Source organism: Corynebacterium sp. HMSC22B11 (genome assembly GCF_001815965.1).
In the GTDB taxonomy this organism is placed as follows: Bacteria; Actinomycetota; Actinomycetes; order Mycobacteriales; family Mycobacteriaceae; genus Corynebacterium.
Genome location: NZ_KV823522.1, coordinates 1 through 13,293 on the forward strand (window position 1 = coordinate 1; position 13,293 = coordinate 13,293).

The following is a 13,293-nucleotide window of genomic DNA, read 5'->3' on the forward strand; positions in this document are numbered from 1 at the left end:
TGAAAATCAGACACACTTTTTGCTACTTAACCCTTCGTGGGGTCGAAGGGGCTCTGCTGTAGGGGGTCTTGTCAGCAAGCCTCATGCTTCGTAGCGCCGGGCGGTGTGTAAACCTGGTTGACACTTCAAATGAGGTTGGTTTAATCTACTGACGGAAGGCAGGGATTTAGTCCCTAGCTTTGAGGCGGGGAAGGTCCACCGGATGAGACGCCGGTGGGCCTTCCCTATTTTGGTCTCTGCTTGATGATCTCCTTGACTGTGCTGATGCTCGTTAGCCACACGCGGAGCTGCGGGTCGATACTTTCTACGAGGGCAAACGCGTCTCCCAAGACATCTTCAATATCCACATGGAGAAGGCTGTCCATGTGTGAAACGCGGTTGCGTAGTTCGACGAGGTGCGAAACCCGCCAGAATGTTTGCTTACCGTCGGGGTCCTCGACGTGGGGGATGGCCTTGGAGATGGCCTCTTCCCATAGCCGCAGTTTGTTTTTGTTTCTTTGATCGTCCCGGTTGGCATCCGGGGCGTGGTTAGGCAGTACCTGTCTCCAGAAGCTAAACATGATGTGTGCCAACACATCGTCGTGGCTCAGGGGCTCTGACCGGCGAGGGTGGTCTTCTTTCCGCTGCGCTCTGGACTCTTCCGCTCGCTCTGTGGCCTTATGGACGTTGTTTTTGATTAAGCCACGTAGCGGTGCTGCTGGTTTTTCGAGGAGCCAACTTTGTGGCCGGGGAAGATTAGCGTTATTCCAGTCCTGCAGTTCTCTGTCGATTGCGTTTCGGAGCAACACCTCAGTGATGTCGAGTACCTCCTGAACCGAGGCAGCAAGTCGAACGCTCCAGCGGTATAAATTTAAGGCCTGCTTCTTGTGGCCATTTGTCGCCCGCAGGTAGGGCTCCATACGAGCGGCTCCGAGAGAGTCGAGGATGAAATCACGATTGTCCATGTTGTTCGTGTACCTCACTGGTGGTGCTGCAAATGGTTTGAATCAATGTAACAATGAACGCGAGTTGTTCAGGAGCTTTCTAAAGAAGGGGCGCATGTTCCGTTCTTCAATAAGGGGAGGTGTAGTCCACCCCCGGGGTCGTTAAGCAGTAGAATAGAAGGCGTAGAAGTCTCACTCACTAGGCCGAAAACAGGTGCACAGCATGAGCAATAGCAACGAAGAAGACATGCACTTCGTCGACCTCGCATCCACCGAGGGGTACATGGTGGATGACTCCGATGAAGACGACCCGGTACTGATCACCCCAGACGGCCAGCGCGTCGACACCTGGCGCGAGGACTACCCCTACGAAGAGCGCATGAGCCGCGATGAGTACGAACACATCAAGCGCGCCCTCCAGATCGAGCTGCTGAAGTGGCAGAACTGGACCAAGGACACCGGCCAGAAGCACATCATCCTCTTCGAGGGTCGCGACGCAGCCGGTAAGGGTGGCTCCATCAAGCGTTTCAACGAGCACCTCAACCCCCGTGGTGCCCGCACCGTCGCCCTGGAGAAGCCGACCGAGCGCGAGTCCACCAGCTGGTACTTCCAGCGCTACATCCAGCACTTCCCCGCCGGCGGCGAGATCGTGTTCTTCGACCGCTCCTGGTACAACCGCTCCGGCGTCGAGCGCGTCATGGGCTTCTGCACCCACGCGCAGCACGCCGAGTTCATGCGCGAAGTCCCGATGCTCGAGAACATGATCATGGGCTCCGGCATCTCCCTGACCAAGCTGTGGTTCTCCGTGACTCAGAAGGAGCAACGCACCCGCTTCGCGATCCGCCAGGTCGACCCCGTCCGCCAGTGGAAGCTTTCCCCGATGGACCTGGCATCCCTGGACCGCTGGGATGACTACACCCGGGCGAAGGAGGAAACCTTCCGCTACACGGACACCAACGAGTCCCCGTGGATCACCATTAAGTCCAACGATAAGAAGCGCGCCCGCATCAACGCGATGCGTTACGTGCTCAGCAAGTTCGAGTACACCGGCAAGGACCACGAGGTCGTGGGTCAGCCGGATCCGCTGCTGGTCAAGCGCGGCCGCGACCAGATCGGCGACTAAAACCCTCTAGCTGCCCGCGGAGCCCGCGGGGCAGCGGGGATTCTGCGACGCGTTCGTCACGCGCTCACGGCGAAGGGAGGGCTACCCAACCAGGGTGGCCCTCCCTTTTCACGTTTCCTACGGAGTCAGCTCTGCGACGATCGCCGCAGCTGGCCCCGGTCGCGTGAGTTCATAATTCTCCCCGGCCCACAGGTTCAGGTACTCCCGATCGCCGGCCTAAATGGTTTTGCGATCCCAGGTTTCAGAAATTCCTAAACTGCTTGGCTCTACGAGTGGGTTCGGAAGGAAACCCTTATTGATCAGGGATAGGACCTTGTCCGGCCAGCTGGTCCCGGGGGATACCTTGCGCAGGATGTGGGACATCACAACGATGGCGTCGAACACACGCTCACTCTGCGACCTCTCGATCACGCAGAGATTGCCGTTTCCCCGCAACCCGTTGATCGAGACGGGCTTGAATGACTTATTCCAGAGCCTGCCATGATGCGCGCACGTGTTACGAATAATTGTTAACTGGTGGATCCAGTTCGCAAGGGGGTGTCCTTTGGGTAGTTTCTTGCGCTGATTCTGGGAGAGCTCGCCCGTATCTAGGGAGAAGCCCAGATTTTTAGCGATTGCAAGCTGATCGTCATACTCAAGACCTGTGTAGAGGATAGAAATATCTGAGAAATCCATAACCTCGGCGGCAACCCACAGCGGGTAATTGCCAGAGTAATTTTTCTTGTAGTGTTTCACCGGTTCGGAATGAGAGGACGATCGACGGAGGCGGCCGTAAATACGGTGGATCCACGTAAGGTGGTCGAACTCGTCGCGGAAGGCCTCAGATGTGAGGTAAAAGGTCGGATCGCTAGGATGTCGATTGCACAAGTGATCCGTGACCTGGGTTCGGAGAGCGATCTCAACGCGTTCCACGCCATCGTGGAGAAGGGTCCTTAGTTTGCGGTCGGCCTCATAGAGATCGGTGGCATTCTGGAAAGCGAATCCGGGCGCGAAGCGGTCGAGGCGTCTTCCGGTACTTTTATCGAAAGCGCGGGCGGGATACCAGTAACCCGAAAGCCGGTAATAAGAAACATTTGCCAACCATTGCTTGGCGAGTGGGGGATCGACCTCCAGGCCGCGACTCTTGAGAAGTGCAATCTGCTCGTTCGCTGACTTGGCATTTTTTAGGGCTAAGTTCATTCCCTAAGGCTAGCAGTGCAAAAAGAGATCCAGCCCACTCTCCGGTGCTTCGGGAAGCACCGGAGGCGGGCTGAACGGTTAACCTCACTCTAGCGGCCGGTGTCTCAAAAAGCAAGAATTATTGCCACTATGGGCGGTTGGCTCGCGGGTAGCGTGCCTATCATGATGGCTGCGTAGTGGGGTGTAGTTGCGAAAGTAAGAGGGGCGGCCGGGGGGTCCGAGCTCGGGGTGTGCTGTTGCTTCGCGGTTGCCCCGCAAGAACTTTGCGATGAGCAGGATGGTGATCGGGGATTCCCCGATCATGAACAGGGTGATCAGGATAGTGAGCCTGGTGCTGCAATCCAGCGCTTAGGGTGGGATCGTGGTCTCCTCGCCGTTGATGTTGATCGTGGGGTCGGGATCGCGCCAGCCGATGGGGCCATTGGACACATTGATCGTGTTACTGCCCCGCGGGGCGGACCGGCGCCCGGAGTGTAATCCCGGACTAAACACAAAGGAGGGGCCACTTGGGTCCTCCTTTTCCTATGCCTTCTACGGCGTCAGCTCCGCGACGATCGCCGCGGCTGGCCCCGGTCGCGTGAGCCCGTAGTTCTCCCCGGCCCACAGGTTCAGATACTCCCCCTCGTCGGCCTTATCCGCCTCCCCGCGCAGGCCGGAGGTCAGGTAGTGCAACTCCGGGTACAGACTTGGGGCTAGCGGCTGGAAGCGGTCAGTGAAAGCATTGCGGATCGCACGCGCCGGCTTGCCCGTGAACGCCGTGGTGATCACGGTTGGCCTCCCCCTGAGTGTCTGCAGCGCCTGCTGGTGCGTCTTCTTCGTTCCCGCCTCCGCGGCCAGGAGGAATCGCGTGCCCACCTGGGCAGCAACCGCGCCGTGCTCCAGGGCCTCCGCCACGTCCTGCCTAGTGGTGATGCCGCCAGCGGCGATCACCGGCTTATCGGTGGCCTCCTTCGCATGTGCCAGCAGCTCGGTGAGCGAGTACGCGCAGCCCTCCTTTGGGGTGGAGAGCACTGTGCCCCGGTGGCCACCGGCCTCGTTACCTTGCAGCACGATGGCGTCGCAGTCCGTGGCCGCGAGATGCTCGGTCTCCTCCGGGGTCGTGGCGTTGAGCACCACCAGCTTCTGCTTGGTGTGGAGGGCATCCACGACCTCCTGGGCCGGGTAGCCAAAGGTAAAAGACACAACCTTCGCGGCAGAGGAGAGAGCGATCTGCACCTTCTCCTCATAGTGGTCATCCGTGTTGTGCGGGGCCTCCGGAAAAGAGGCCTGCACGGCCGAGTAGGTGCTCAACTGCTCGCGGTAACGCTGCCAACTACCCAGCTCTGCGGCGGAGAGACCCGTGTGGGACGGCGGGGAGAAGATATTGACGCCGAACGGCCGGGTGGTGAGTTTCTCCACTGCTATAAGGCGCTCGCGGAACGCATCGGGGGAGAGGTAGCCCGCAGCCATCATGCCGAGCCCTCCGGCATTGGATACTGCGGCGACGAGCTCCGGGGTGGACGGGCCACCGGCCATTGGTGCCAGGACGATGGGGCGCTGCAGGGATAGGAACTCAGTCATGCGTGCTCTTTCCAACGGGTTGATGGGTAGGTTCCGATATCCACGTTAGCGAGGTAGCGGCAGCGAAAAACCCCGCCACGGGTTCTTCCATGACGGGGTGGGGACAACGAAGGGCGGTGGTTAGGGAGGTGCGGGTGCTCAGAGTGTAGTGAAGGTAGGGCCTAATTGTGGCTTTTGCAGAGTTTGTGGTCGGTTTTCAGGTGTTTGGCGACCTTAAACTCTGCAAAACTGTGCGGAGCGCGGGGTGCGCCCGCGCCGGGGCGTGCTGCCCGCGCGAAGGCTGGGCCTTAGAGGGTCGGGCGGGGGAGGTGATCCGAGCTCGGGGTGCGCTGTTGCTTTGCAGCTTCTTCGCGGTTGCCCCGAACGAACTTTTCGATCAGCAGGATGGTGATCGGGAACTCCGCGACCATGAACAGGGCGATCAGGATGATCAGCCGGGTGCTGCCATCCAGCGCCAAGAACTCAGCTGGTGGTGCGGCGAGGAGGTAGATGAAGGCGGCGATGGCAACCACCGCGAAGACAATGATGAATGCATGTTTCTTCATTGGAATGCAACCCTTAGCTTTGTCGATCAGGGCCTTGTTCCTCCGACGTTAGCGGGGCAGCCGGCTCGGGTAAATGCTTTTGGAGGAAAATCTAAAGTGAATTCTTGATAAAGAAACTCCCGCCACCGGTGGCTGAAAACCACCCGCAGCGGGAGTAGAGAGGGTGCGCACCCAGCGCCAGCGCTTAGGCCGGGTTCGTGGTCTCCTCGCCGTTGACGATGATTGTGCGGCCCGCATCGCGCCAGCCGATGGAGCCATTGGACACGTTGATCGCGTCAATGCCGTTGAGCTCCAGCCACTGGCAGGCCTTCGCCGACCGGCCGCCGGACAGGCAAATGATGTACAGGTCCTGGTCCAGGTCCAGTTCGCCGTAGCGCAGCTGCAGCTCGGACAGCGGGAGGTTCTCCGCGCCCTTGGCGTGCCACTCCGCGAACTCATTGGCCTCGCGGACGTCCACCAACTGGACTCCCTCTGGGACGTCTTCTGCTCTCATGGATTCAAAGTCACTCATGCCCGCCATGCTACTAGCCACCACGCCGCCTGCCCCACGGCGGTGGGGCAGCCCGTACCCCTCCTGTCGCGCGATCCACCCTGCGCATACAAAAAGCGCCCGCCCCACAGCGGGGGACCGGGCGCTGAGAGCCTAAGAAGCCTTACGGTTGAAGTCTAAAATCCTAAGCCGTTACTTCTTGGCGCGCTCGATGGCGTCGGTCAGGATCTTCTCCGCGTCAGCAGCGGTGCCCCAGCCCTCGCCGCGGGCCTCCTTGCCCGGCTCGAGGTCCTTGTAGTGCACGAAGAAGTGCTCGATCTCGTCCTTCGTGAACTGGGAGATGTCGTCCACGTCCTGGTACTGGTCGAAGCGCGGGTCGTCGAGCACGCAGAGCAGCTTGTCGTCGCCACCGGCTTCGTCGGTCATCTTGAACACGCCAACCGGGCGGGCCTTGACAACCACGCCTGGGAACAGTGGCTCCGGAAGGATGACCAGCGCGTCCAGCGGGTCGCCGTCCTCGCCGAGGGTGTTGTCGATGAAGCCGTAGTCAGCCGGGTACGCCATCGGGGTGAAGAGGTAACGGTCCAGGTAGACCTTCCCGTTCTCGATCTCGTACTTGTTGCGGGAACCCTTCGGGATCTCGATGGTGACTTCGATGCTCTGAGCCATAACTCGCGCCATCCTTAAAATCGGTGTTCTGCTTGAAGCGCCTCGTGGCGCCTGACGTACATGCAGGCCCCATCCTAGTCGCAGGATAAGGTGGAACCTACTAACCACCGCCCCTGCCGCCCACACATTGTCAGGATTTAGATTTTGGAAGCTGAGAAGAAGTCCTCTTTCCGCCGCTGGCTCCTCGCGGTGGTGGCGTTCCTCGTGGTCGCCGCTGCCATCATCGCTGGCGCGGTGGTTCTTTCCCAGCGTCCTCATTACGACGTCGCCCCCGCAGCGCTTCCCCGTCCTGACGAACCAGTGATGGTGGAGGCCAGCCCGCCTGCCACCCCGGTGGACTTGACCGAGGTGAAGAAGGCGGCGAAGGACCGGCAGCTGGGGCGCCTGTCCGCGGAGATCACCGACCTGGAAACCGGCGAGGTGATCTACGCCAACAATGAGGGCAAGCACCTGGTGCCGGCCTCCTCGACGAAGGTGTACACCACCGCCGCGGCCCTGCTGGCGAAGGGGCCGCAGGACCGGCTGGCGACCTCCGTGGTCAAGGGCGGCCCGGGCGAGTTGATCCTCGTGGGCGAGGGGGATATCACCCTCGCCCGCAAGCCTGGCTCCGGCTTCTTTACGGATGCCCCGGCCATCAGCGATCTGGCGGATCAGGTTCGCCGAGCGTTGCCGCCGGAGGAGCTGAAGAAGATCACCAAGATCACGGTGGATAACTCCATGCGGGAGAAGTCCACCTTCCACAAGAGTTGGGACCTGGTGGAGATCGGGATGGGCAACGTGACCTTCCTGGACTCCGTGATGATCGACGCCGGCCGCATCATCCCCACGGAAAATTACTCCGCCCGCAGCAACACCCCAGCCCGGGACGTGGCCCAGGCGCTCGCCGAGGACATGGGGCTGGGGGAGAAGCTCAAGAACAAGAAACTGAAGCTCGAGGTTTCCGATGATCCCGTGGGTCCGGCCCACCCTTCCGCTGAGGAAGCGTTGGGGCAGGTGCTCTCCGCGCCACTGAGTACCCGACTGCGGGACATGATGCTGCACTCGGACAACATGCTCGCAGAGGCCGTCGGCCGCGAGGTGGCGATCAGCCAGGACCTGCCGGGCACCTTCAAGGGCGCGACCGAGGGCGTGCTCAAGGTGCTGAAGGACAACGGCGTGGACACCGAAGGTGCGGTGCTGCACGACACCTCCGGCATGAGCGAGGACAACCGCCTGAGCGCCCACAACCTGAACTCCGCGCTGGGCAGCAAGAAGCTGCACGCCCTGCAGCAGGACCTGCCGGTCGCCGGTGCGGAGGGCACGCTGCGCAACCGTTACCTGGCGGGCAGCGGGGCCGAGGACGCAGCCGGGTGGGTGCGCGCGAAAACCGGCAACCTCGACGGGGTCAATGCCCTGGCCGGCACGGTGGTCACCAAGTCCGGCCGCCCGTTGAGTTTCGCTTTCCTGTCCAATACTCCCGCCGACGTCGGCGACGGGCGCGAAGCCCTCGACCGGCTGGCCGCCGCCGTGTATCGGCTCTAGTTTTCTCGGCAGCAGCCACGCAGGGTGACTGGGGCCAGGCCCTGGGGAGGAGGAACACCGTGAGCACCGCAGCGGACTTCCGCGCCTGGCTCGCTGGGCTGCGCACAACGCATCCGGAGCACGCCGCGCAGTTGGCCGAGGGGCCGGTCTACCTGGGGGTTTCCGGGGGTGCGGACTCCCTCGCGCTGGCCTATACCGCCGCCGGGATCGCCAAGAAAGACCTGCCGGGGGCGAGCTTCCGCGCCTTGGTGGTGGATCACCAGCTGCAGGAAGGTTCCGCCGAGGTCGCCGCCACCGCGGCGCAGAACTGTGAGGAGATCGGCATCCCGGCCCAGGTCCTCACCATCGATGTCCCCGGCGGGCCGGGTGCAGATGAGGCCGCCGCCCGCGAGGCCCGCTACCGCGCGCTCGGGGCCGCGGCTGCGGGGCGGCCACTGTTGGTGGCGCACACCGCCTCCGATGATGCGGAAGGGGTGCTGCTGGGCCTCGCCCGCGGCTCCGGGACGGGTGCGCTGGCCGGGCTGCGCCCCATCACGACGGCCACCCACCAGCGCTCGGATAATGGCGAGCAACAGGCCGGCAACGAGCACCCGGCCATTGCTGCGGGGGCCGGGTGGCTCGGCCGCCCCTTGCTGGACAGCACGCGAGAGGACACCGAGGCCACGTGCCACCGCGCCGGGCTGAGCTTTTGGTCTGACCCGCACAATGCCAGCCCCCGCTTTCGCCGATCGCGGGTCCGCCAGGAGCTGCTGCCCCTGCTGGAGGAGATCCTCGGCCCCGGCGTGGCCGACTCCCTCACCCGCACCGCCCGGCTGCTGCGCGAGGATTCCGACTACCTGGAGGCCGCCGCCCACGCGGAATACACCCGGCTTATCGCCGAAGCCGGCAGCCACGGGCACGCCGAGGGTCACGAGCAAGCCGACAACCGTGAGCACGCCGGGGATCGTCCGCACGCCACCGCCGAGCTGGCCTGCGCCCCACTCGCCGAGCTGTCCGACGCCCTCCGGCGCCGCGTAATCCGCCATTGGCTCGCGGGAAAAACCGGGCCGTTGACCTACTCCCACTTGAGCCGCATCGACGCCCTCGTCACGGATTGGGCCGGGCAAGGCGGCGTGTCCGTCCCGTGGCATACAATGAACGGTTATGAGGCTTTAGGCAGAGGCCACGCCCACCCGCCGAGCCCGCCACCAGCGGAGGTGTCGCCCACCGGGCAACACCGCACCCGGCTGGTGGTGGCGCGGCGCGGCGGCGTCCTGCGCCTCGTGGCGGAAGAATCACACAAGCACCCAAAGGATCGACGAGCACATGACTGATCAGAACTCGACTTGGACCAAGAAGAGCACCGACATCCCGGCCCACCCCTACGGTGACGACCTGGAAGCAGTCCTGATCGACCAGGACACCCTCCACTCCCGCATCCGCGAACTCGCTGCCGCCATCGACGAGCGCTACCGCGACGCCCCGGAGGACCTCATCCTCGTCTGCGTGCTCAAGGGTGCGGTCTTCTTCATCACCGACTTCGCCCGCGAGCTGGAGATCCCGAACCAGCTGGAGTTCATGGCCGTCAGCTCCTACGGCAACTCCACCAGCTCCTCCGGCGTCGTCCGCATCATGAAGGACCTGGACCGCGACATCGAGGGCCGCGACGTCCTGATCGTCGAGGACATCATCGACTCCGGCCTGACCCTGTCCTGGCTGATGAAGAACCTCACCAACCGCAAGCCGCGCTCCTTGTCCGTCGTGACACTCTTCCGCAAGCCAGAGGCCGTCAAGGTCGAGATCGAGGACCTCATTGAGGTCGGATTCGACATTCCGAACGAGTTCGTGGTGGGCTATGGCCTGGACTTCGCCGAACGCTACCGCGACCTGCCATTCGTCGGCACCCTGAAGCCGGAAGTGTACGAATAGAGCGTTCACGAACCTTCAGCCAGCGCCCGGACGTCCGCGAGTAGCGCTGGCGAAACAATGCGCGGGCACAACTAACTGATGGGAAATATGGACAACAACAAGGTCCTGAGGATCGCGGGGATTGTCGCCGCCGCCCTCATCGCTATTTACGCTTTTGGCGTGCTCACGGACAGCGACCGTGGTTTCGACAAGGTCGATACCTCCATCGCGATCAAGGAGCTCGACGCCAAGAACGTCAAGGAAGCCGAGATCAAGGACCGCGAACAGACGGTCCAGCTGAAGCTGAAGAAGCCCATCGAGGTCGAGGGCAAGGATGGGATCGAGCAGATCACCACCCAGTACCCGGCCCGGGCCAGCCAGCAGATCTTCGATGCGGTGAAGGGCTCCGAGGCGGAGAAGTTCGACACTCACGTCTCGCAGGACTCCTTCATCGGCGGGCTGCTGATGATGCTCCTGCCGATGCTGCTGATCTTCGGCCTGCTGTTCTTCATGCTCACCCGCATGCAGGGCGGCGGGGGCATGGGCCCCTTCGGCTTCGGCAAGTCCCGCGCCAAGGACCTGCAGAAGGACAACCCGGATACCCGCTTCGACGACGTCGCCGGTGCGGACGAGGCCGTCGAGGAGCTCGACGAGATCCGGGACTTCCTCTCCAACCCAGGGAAGTACGAGAAGCTCGGCGCGAAGATCCCGCGCGGCGTGCTGCTCTACGGCCCGCCCGGCACAGGTAAGACGCTGCTGGCCCGCGCGGTGGCCGGTGAGTCCGGGGTGCCGTTCTACAGCATCTCCGGCTCCGACTTCGTGGAAATGTTCGTCGGTGTCGGTGCCTCCCGCGTGCGCGACCTGTTCAAGCAGGCCAAGGAAAACGCGCCCTGCATCATCTTCGTCGACGAGATCGACGCCGTCGGCCGCCAGCGTGGCGCCGGCATGGGCGGTGGCCACGACGAGCGCGAGCAGACCCTGAACCAGCTGCTCGTGGAGATGGATGGCTTCAACGGCCGCGAGGGCGTGATCCTCATGGCCGCGACGAACCGCCCGGACGTGCTCGACCCAGCACTCCTGCGCCCGGGCCGCTTCGACCGCCAGATCCCGGTGACCAACCCGGACCTGGTGGGCCGCGAGCAGATCCTGCGCGTCCACGCTGAGGGCAAGCCGCTGGCACCGGACGTCGACCTGGCCTCCCTGGCCAAGCGCACCGCTGGCATGTCCGGCGCGGACCTGGAGAACGTCCTCAACGAGGCCGCGCTGCTGACCGCGCGCGTGGACGGCAACGTCATCACCGGCGACGCCCTGGAAGAGGCCACCGACCGCGTGGTGGGTGGCCCGCGCCGCACCTCGAAGATCATCTCCGAGCATGAGAAGAAGGTCACCGCCTACCACGAGGGCGGCCACACGCTGGCTGCCTGGGCGATGAAGGACATCGAGCGGGTCTACAAGGTCACCATCCTGGCCCGCGGCCGCACCGGCGGGCACGCGATGACCGCCGCGGAAGACGACAAGGGCATGTACAACCGCTCCGAGCTCTTCGCTCGCCTCGTCTTCGCGATGGGCGGCCGCGCCGCCGAGGAGCTGGTCTTCGGCAACCCGACCACCGGCGCGAGCGCGGACATCGAGATGGCCACGAAGATCGCCAAGGCCATGGTCGTCGAGTACGGCATGAGCCCGCGCGTGGGTGCCGTGAAGTTCGGCGAGGAGCAGGGCGACCCGTTCGTTGGCCGCGGCGGTGGTGGCCAGTTCCACCCCTCCGAGAAGGTTGCCGCGCTGGTGGACGAGGACGTCCGCATGCTCATGGACAAGGCGCAGAACATCGCCTACGAGGTCCTGCGCGAGCACCGGGAGTACCTGGACACCCTGGCGGAGAAGCTGCTCGAAAAGGAGACGCTGCGCCGCCCGGACCTGGAGGCCATCTTCGAGGGCATCACCCCGCGCGAGGTCTCCGAGATCTTCCCGGGCCAGGACCTGGACCGCCCGAAGGACTACCGCGAGCCGGTGAAGACCCCGGTCGAGCTGGCCAAGGAGCGTGGCGAGGAGCCGCCGAAGCGCAAGGATTACTTCTCCGCTGCCCGCCGCGCGCGCATCGAAAAGCGCAAGCAGCAGCAGGAGGAGCAGGTCAAGAAGCTGGAGCGCGAGCAGGAGGCACGCCAGGAGCCGCAGCGCGGTTTCGAGCTGCCGGAGCACGAGCGCCCGGATAACCCGTGGACCTCGGACGACGCCCCGACCACTCAGATCCGTCCGGTCACCGAGGCAGGGGAGCGGGTCTCGGAGTCCCCGGCCGCCGGCGAGCCGGCACCGCATGTATCTGGCCCGGATGCGGAGGATCCAGAACGTTCGGCGCCGCAGAACCCAGCGTCCGGCAACCCAACGCAAAACACCCCAGCGTCGGGCAACCAAGCGTCGGATAACCCAGCGCCAAATAACCCAGCGTCGGGCAACCCAACGCCCGAGCCCTACACGGGCGGGCGCCACGCCCGCCGCGACCCCGCTCAGCACCCAGGGACCAGCGCCTACGGCGACGGAACTGACCGGGGCGAGCCGGGTGGACGTCATCACTCCGGCCCGGAGGGGAACAACCCCACCGACGAAGAGAAGAACTAAGGAAGGCGGCGAACACCGACATGGCTGATTCGACAAAGCCTGATTCGACCACGTCTGAGTCGACGAGGCACTTCGACCGCGAGCGCGCCGAAGCCGCCGTCCGCGAGCTGCTCATCGCCGTGGGGGAGGACCCCGACCGCGAAGGGCTGGCCGATACCCCGGCCCGTGTGGCGCGCGCCTACGAGGAGGTCTTCTCCGGCCTCGGCACCGACCCCACCGAGGTGCTCAACACCACCTTCAACGAGGACCACCGGGAGCTCGTGCTGGTCAAGGACATCCCGTTCTACTCCACCTGCGAGCACCACCTCGTGCCCTTCTTCGGCCACGCCCACATCGGCTACATCCCGGGGCGTTCCGGGAAGGTCACCGGGCTGTCCAAGCTGGCCCGCCTGGTGGAGGGCTTCGCCCGCCGCCCGCAGGTCCAGGAGCGCCTGACCACCTCCATCGCCGACGCGCTGATGGAACGGCTGGACGCCTCCGCGGTGATCGTCGTTATCGAGGCCGAGCACCTGTGCATGGCGATGCGTGGGGTGCGCAAGCCGGGCGCGAACACCGTGACCTCCGCCGTGCGCGGCGGCTTCCAGAACAACGCCGCCACCCGCGCCGAGGCCATGGCGCTGATCCGCGGGAACTAGAACCCCAGCACTAGCGCCCGGGCCAAGCGCACCAACAGCGAACCCTGCGGGAACCAACCCTAGAAAGACTTGATGATGCAGCCTGCACAGTCTACTCAGCCTGACCAGCCGACCACGCCGGAGAAGAGCACCCAGCAGAACCAGTCGG

At 63.8% G+C, this 13,293-nt stretch carries 12 protein-coding genes; 6 read left to right on the forward strand and 6 right to left on the reverse strand.

Annotated elements, in window-relative coordinates:
• Window positions 1-224: 224 nt before the first annotated feature.
• On the reverse strand, window positions 225-944 hold the full coding sequence (locus tag HMPREF3088_RS09095) for a hypothetical protein (protein ID WP_246818145.1): 720 nt from the start codon (window positions 942-944) through the stop codon (window positions 225-227).
• 202 nt (window positions 945-1,146) lie between these two features.
• Between HMPREF3088_RS09095 and ppk2 the strand changes: the two genes are divergently transcribed.
• Window positions 1,147-2,046: a polyphosphate kinase 2 gene (gene ppk2 / locus HMPREF3088_RS09100; protein ID WP_070759621.1), complete on the forward strand. Its 900-nt coding sequence runs from the start codon at window positions 1,147-1,149 to the stop codon at window positions 2,044-2,046.
• A gap of 216 nt (window positions 2,047-2,262) precedes the next feature.
• Here the strand turns inward: ppk2 and HMPREF3088_RS09105 are convergent, their stop codons facing one another.
• From HMPREF3088_RS09105 to HMPREF3088_RS09125, 5 genes are all read right to left on the reverse strand, one after another.
• Window positions 2,263-3,225 carry an Abi family protein gene (locus HMPREF3088_RS09105; protein ID WP_070759623.1) on the reverse strand — a complete coding sequence of 321 codons (963 nt, stop codon included), beginning with the start codon at window positions 3,223-3,225 and terminating at the stop codon, window positions 2,263-2,265.
• Window positions 3,226-3,756: 531 nt separating this feature from the next.
• Entirely contained in the window at window positions 3,757-4,785 is a 1,029-nt protein-coding gene (locus tag HMPREF3088_RS09110; RefSeq protein ID WP_070759625.1) for an NAD(P)H-dependent flavin oxidoreductase, read from the reverse strand.
• A 287-nt stretch (window positions 4,786-5,072) separates the two neighbouring features.
• Window positions 5,073-5,330: a hypothetical protein gene (locus HMPREF3088_RS09115; protein ID WP_070759627.1), complete on the reverse strand. Its 258-nt coding sequence runs from the start codon at window positions 5,328-5,330 to the stop codon at window positions 5,073-5,075.
• Between the two features lie 184 nt (window positions 5,331-5,514).
• On the reverse strand, window positions 5,515-5,841 hold the full coding sequence (locus HMPREF3088_RS09120; protein WP_070759758.1) for a rhodanese-like domain-containing protein: 327 nt from the start codon (window positions 5,839-5,841) through the stop codon (window positions 5,515-5,517).
• Between the two features lie 171 nt (window positions 5,842-6,012).
• Window positions 6,013-6,489: an inorganic diphosphatase gene (locus HMPREF3088_RS09125; protein WP_070759629.1), complete on the reverse strand. Its 477-nt coding sequence runs from the start codon at window positions 6,487-6,489 to the stop codon at window positions 6,013-6,015.
• Window positions 6,490-6,633: 144 nt separating this feature from the next.
• On the opposite strand from HMPREF3088_RS09125, the gene dacB reads away from it, so the two are divergent.
• From dacB to folE, 5 genes are all read left to right on the forward strand, one after another.
• A complete protein-coding gene (gene dacB, locus HMPREF3088_RS09130) occupies window positions 6,634-8,010 on the forward strand; it encodes a D-alanyl-D-alanine carboxypeptidase/D-alanyl-D-alanine endopeptidase (protein ID WP_070759631.1) in 1,377 nt (458 codons plus the stop codon).
• Window positions 8,011-8,069: 59 nt separating this feature from the next.
• The gene (gene tilS, locus HMPREF3088_RS09135) at window positions 8,070-9,323 is read left to right on the forward strand and encodes a tRNA lysidine(34) synthetase TilS (RefSeq protein WP_210398492.1); all 1,254 of its coding nucleotides are present in this window, start codon (window positions 8,070-8,072) and stop codon (window positions 9,321-9,323) included.
• Window positions 9,316-9,918: a hypoxanthine phosphoribosyltransferase gene (gene hpt, locus HMPREF3088_RS09140; RefSeq protein ID WP_012360938.1), complete on the forward strand. Its 603-nt coding sequence runs from the start codon at window positions 9,316-9,318 to the stop codon at window positions 9,916-9,918. The genes tilS and hpt overlap by 8 nt, the downstream gene beginning before the upstream one ends.
• An 87-nt stretch (window positions 9,919-10,005) precedes the next feature.
• Window positions 10,006-12,510 (forward strand): ATP-dependent zinc metalloprotease FtsH, encoded by a 2,505-nt coding sequence (gene ftsH, locus HMPREF3088_RS09145; RefSeq protein ID WP_246818146.1) that lies wholly within the window; start codon window positions 10,006-10,008, stop codon window positions 12,508-12,510.
• A 20-nt stretch (window positions 12,511-12,530) separates the two neighbouring features.
• Entirely contained in the window at window positions 12,531-13,145 is a 615-nt protein-coding gene (folE, locus tag HMPREF3088_RS09150; RefSeq protein WP_012360936.1) for a GTP cyclohydrolase I FolE, read from the forward strand.
• Window positions 13,146-13,293: the final 148 nt, after the last annotated feature.

Excerpts from the sequence above, each read along its gene's own strand:
- HMPREF3088_RS09095 (WP_246818145.1), bottom strand. The coding sequence starts at position 944 with ATGGACAATCGTGATTTCATCCTCGACTCTCTCGGAGCCGCTCGTATG.
- ppk2 (WP_070759621.1), top strand. The coding sequence starts at position 1,147 with ATGAGCAATAGCAACGAAGAAGACATGCACTTCGTCGACCTCGCATCC.
- HMPREF3088_RS09105 (WP_070759623.1), bottom strand. The coding sequence starts at position 3,225 with ATGAACTTAGCCCTAAAAAATGCCAAGTCAGCGAACGAGCAGATTGCA.
- HMPREF3088_RS09110 (WP_070759625.1), bottom strand. The coding sequence starts at position 4,785 with ATGACTGAGTTCCTATCCCTGCAGCGCCCCATCGTCCTGGCACCAATG.
- HMPREF3088_RS09115 (WP_070759627.1), bottom strand. The coding sequence starts at position 5,330 with ATGAAGAAACATGCATTCATCATTGTCTTCGCGGTGGTTGCCATCGCC.
- HMPREF3088_RS09120 (WP_070759758.1), bottom strand. The coding sequence starts at position 5,841 with ATGAGTGACTTTGAATCCATGAGAGCAGAAGACGTCCCAGAGGGAGTC.
- HMPREF3088_RS09125 (WP_070759629.1), bottom strand. The coding sequence starts at position 6,489 with ATGGCTCAGAGCATCGAAGTCACCATCGAGATCCCGAAGGGTTCCCGC.
- hpt (WP_012360938.1), top strand. The coding sequence starts at position 9,316 with ATGACTGATCAGAACTCGACTTGGACCAAGAAGAGCACCGACATCCCG.
- ftsH (WP_246818146.1), top strand. The coding sequence starts at position 10,006 with ATGGACAACAACAAGGTCCTGAGGATCGCGGGGATTGTCGCCGCCGCC.
- folE (WP_012360936.1), top strand. The coding sequence starts at position 12,531 with ATGGCTGATTCGACAAAGCCTGATTCGACCACGTCTGAGTCGACGAGG.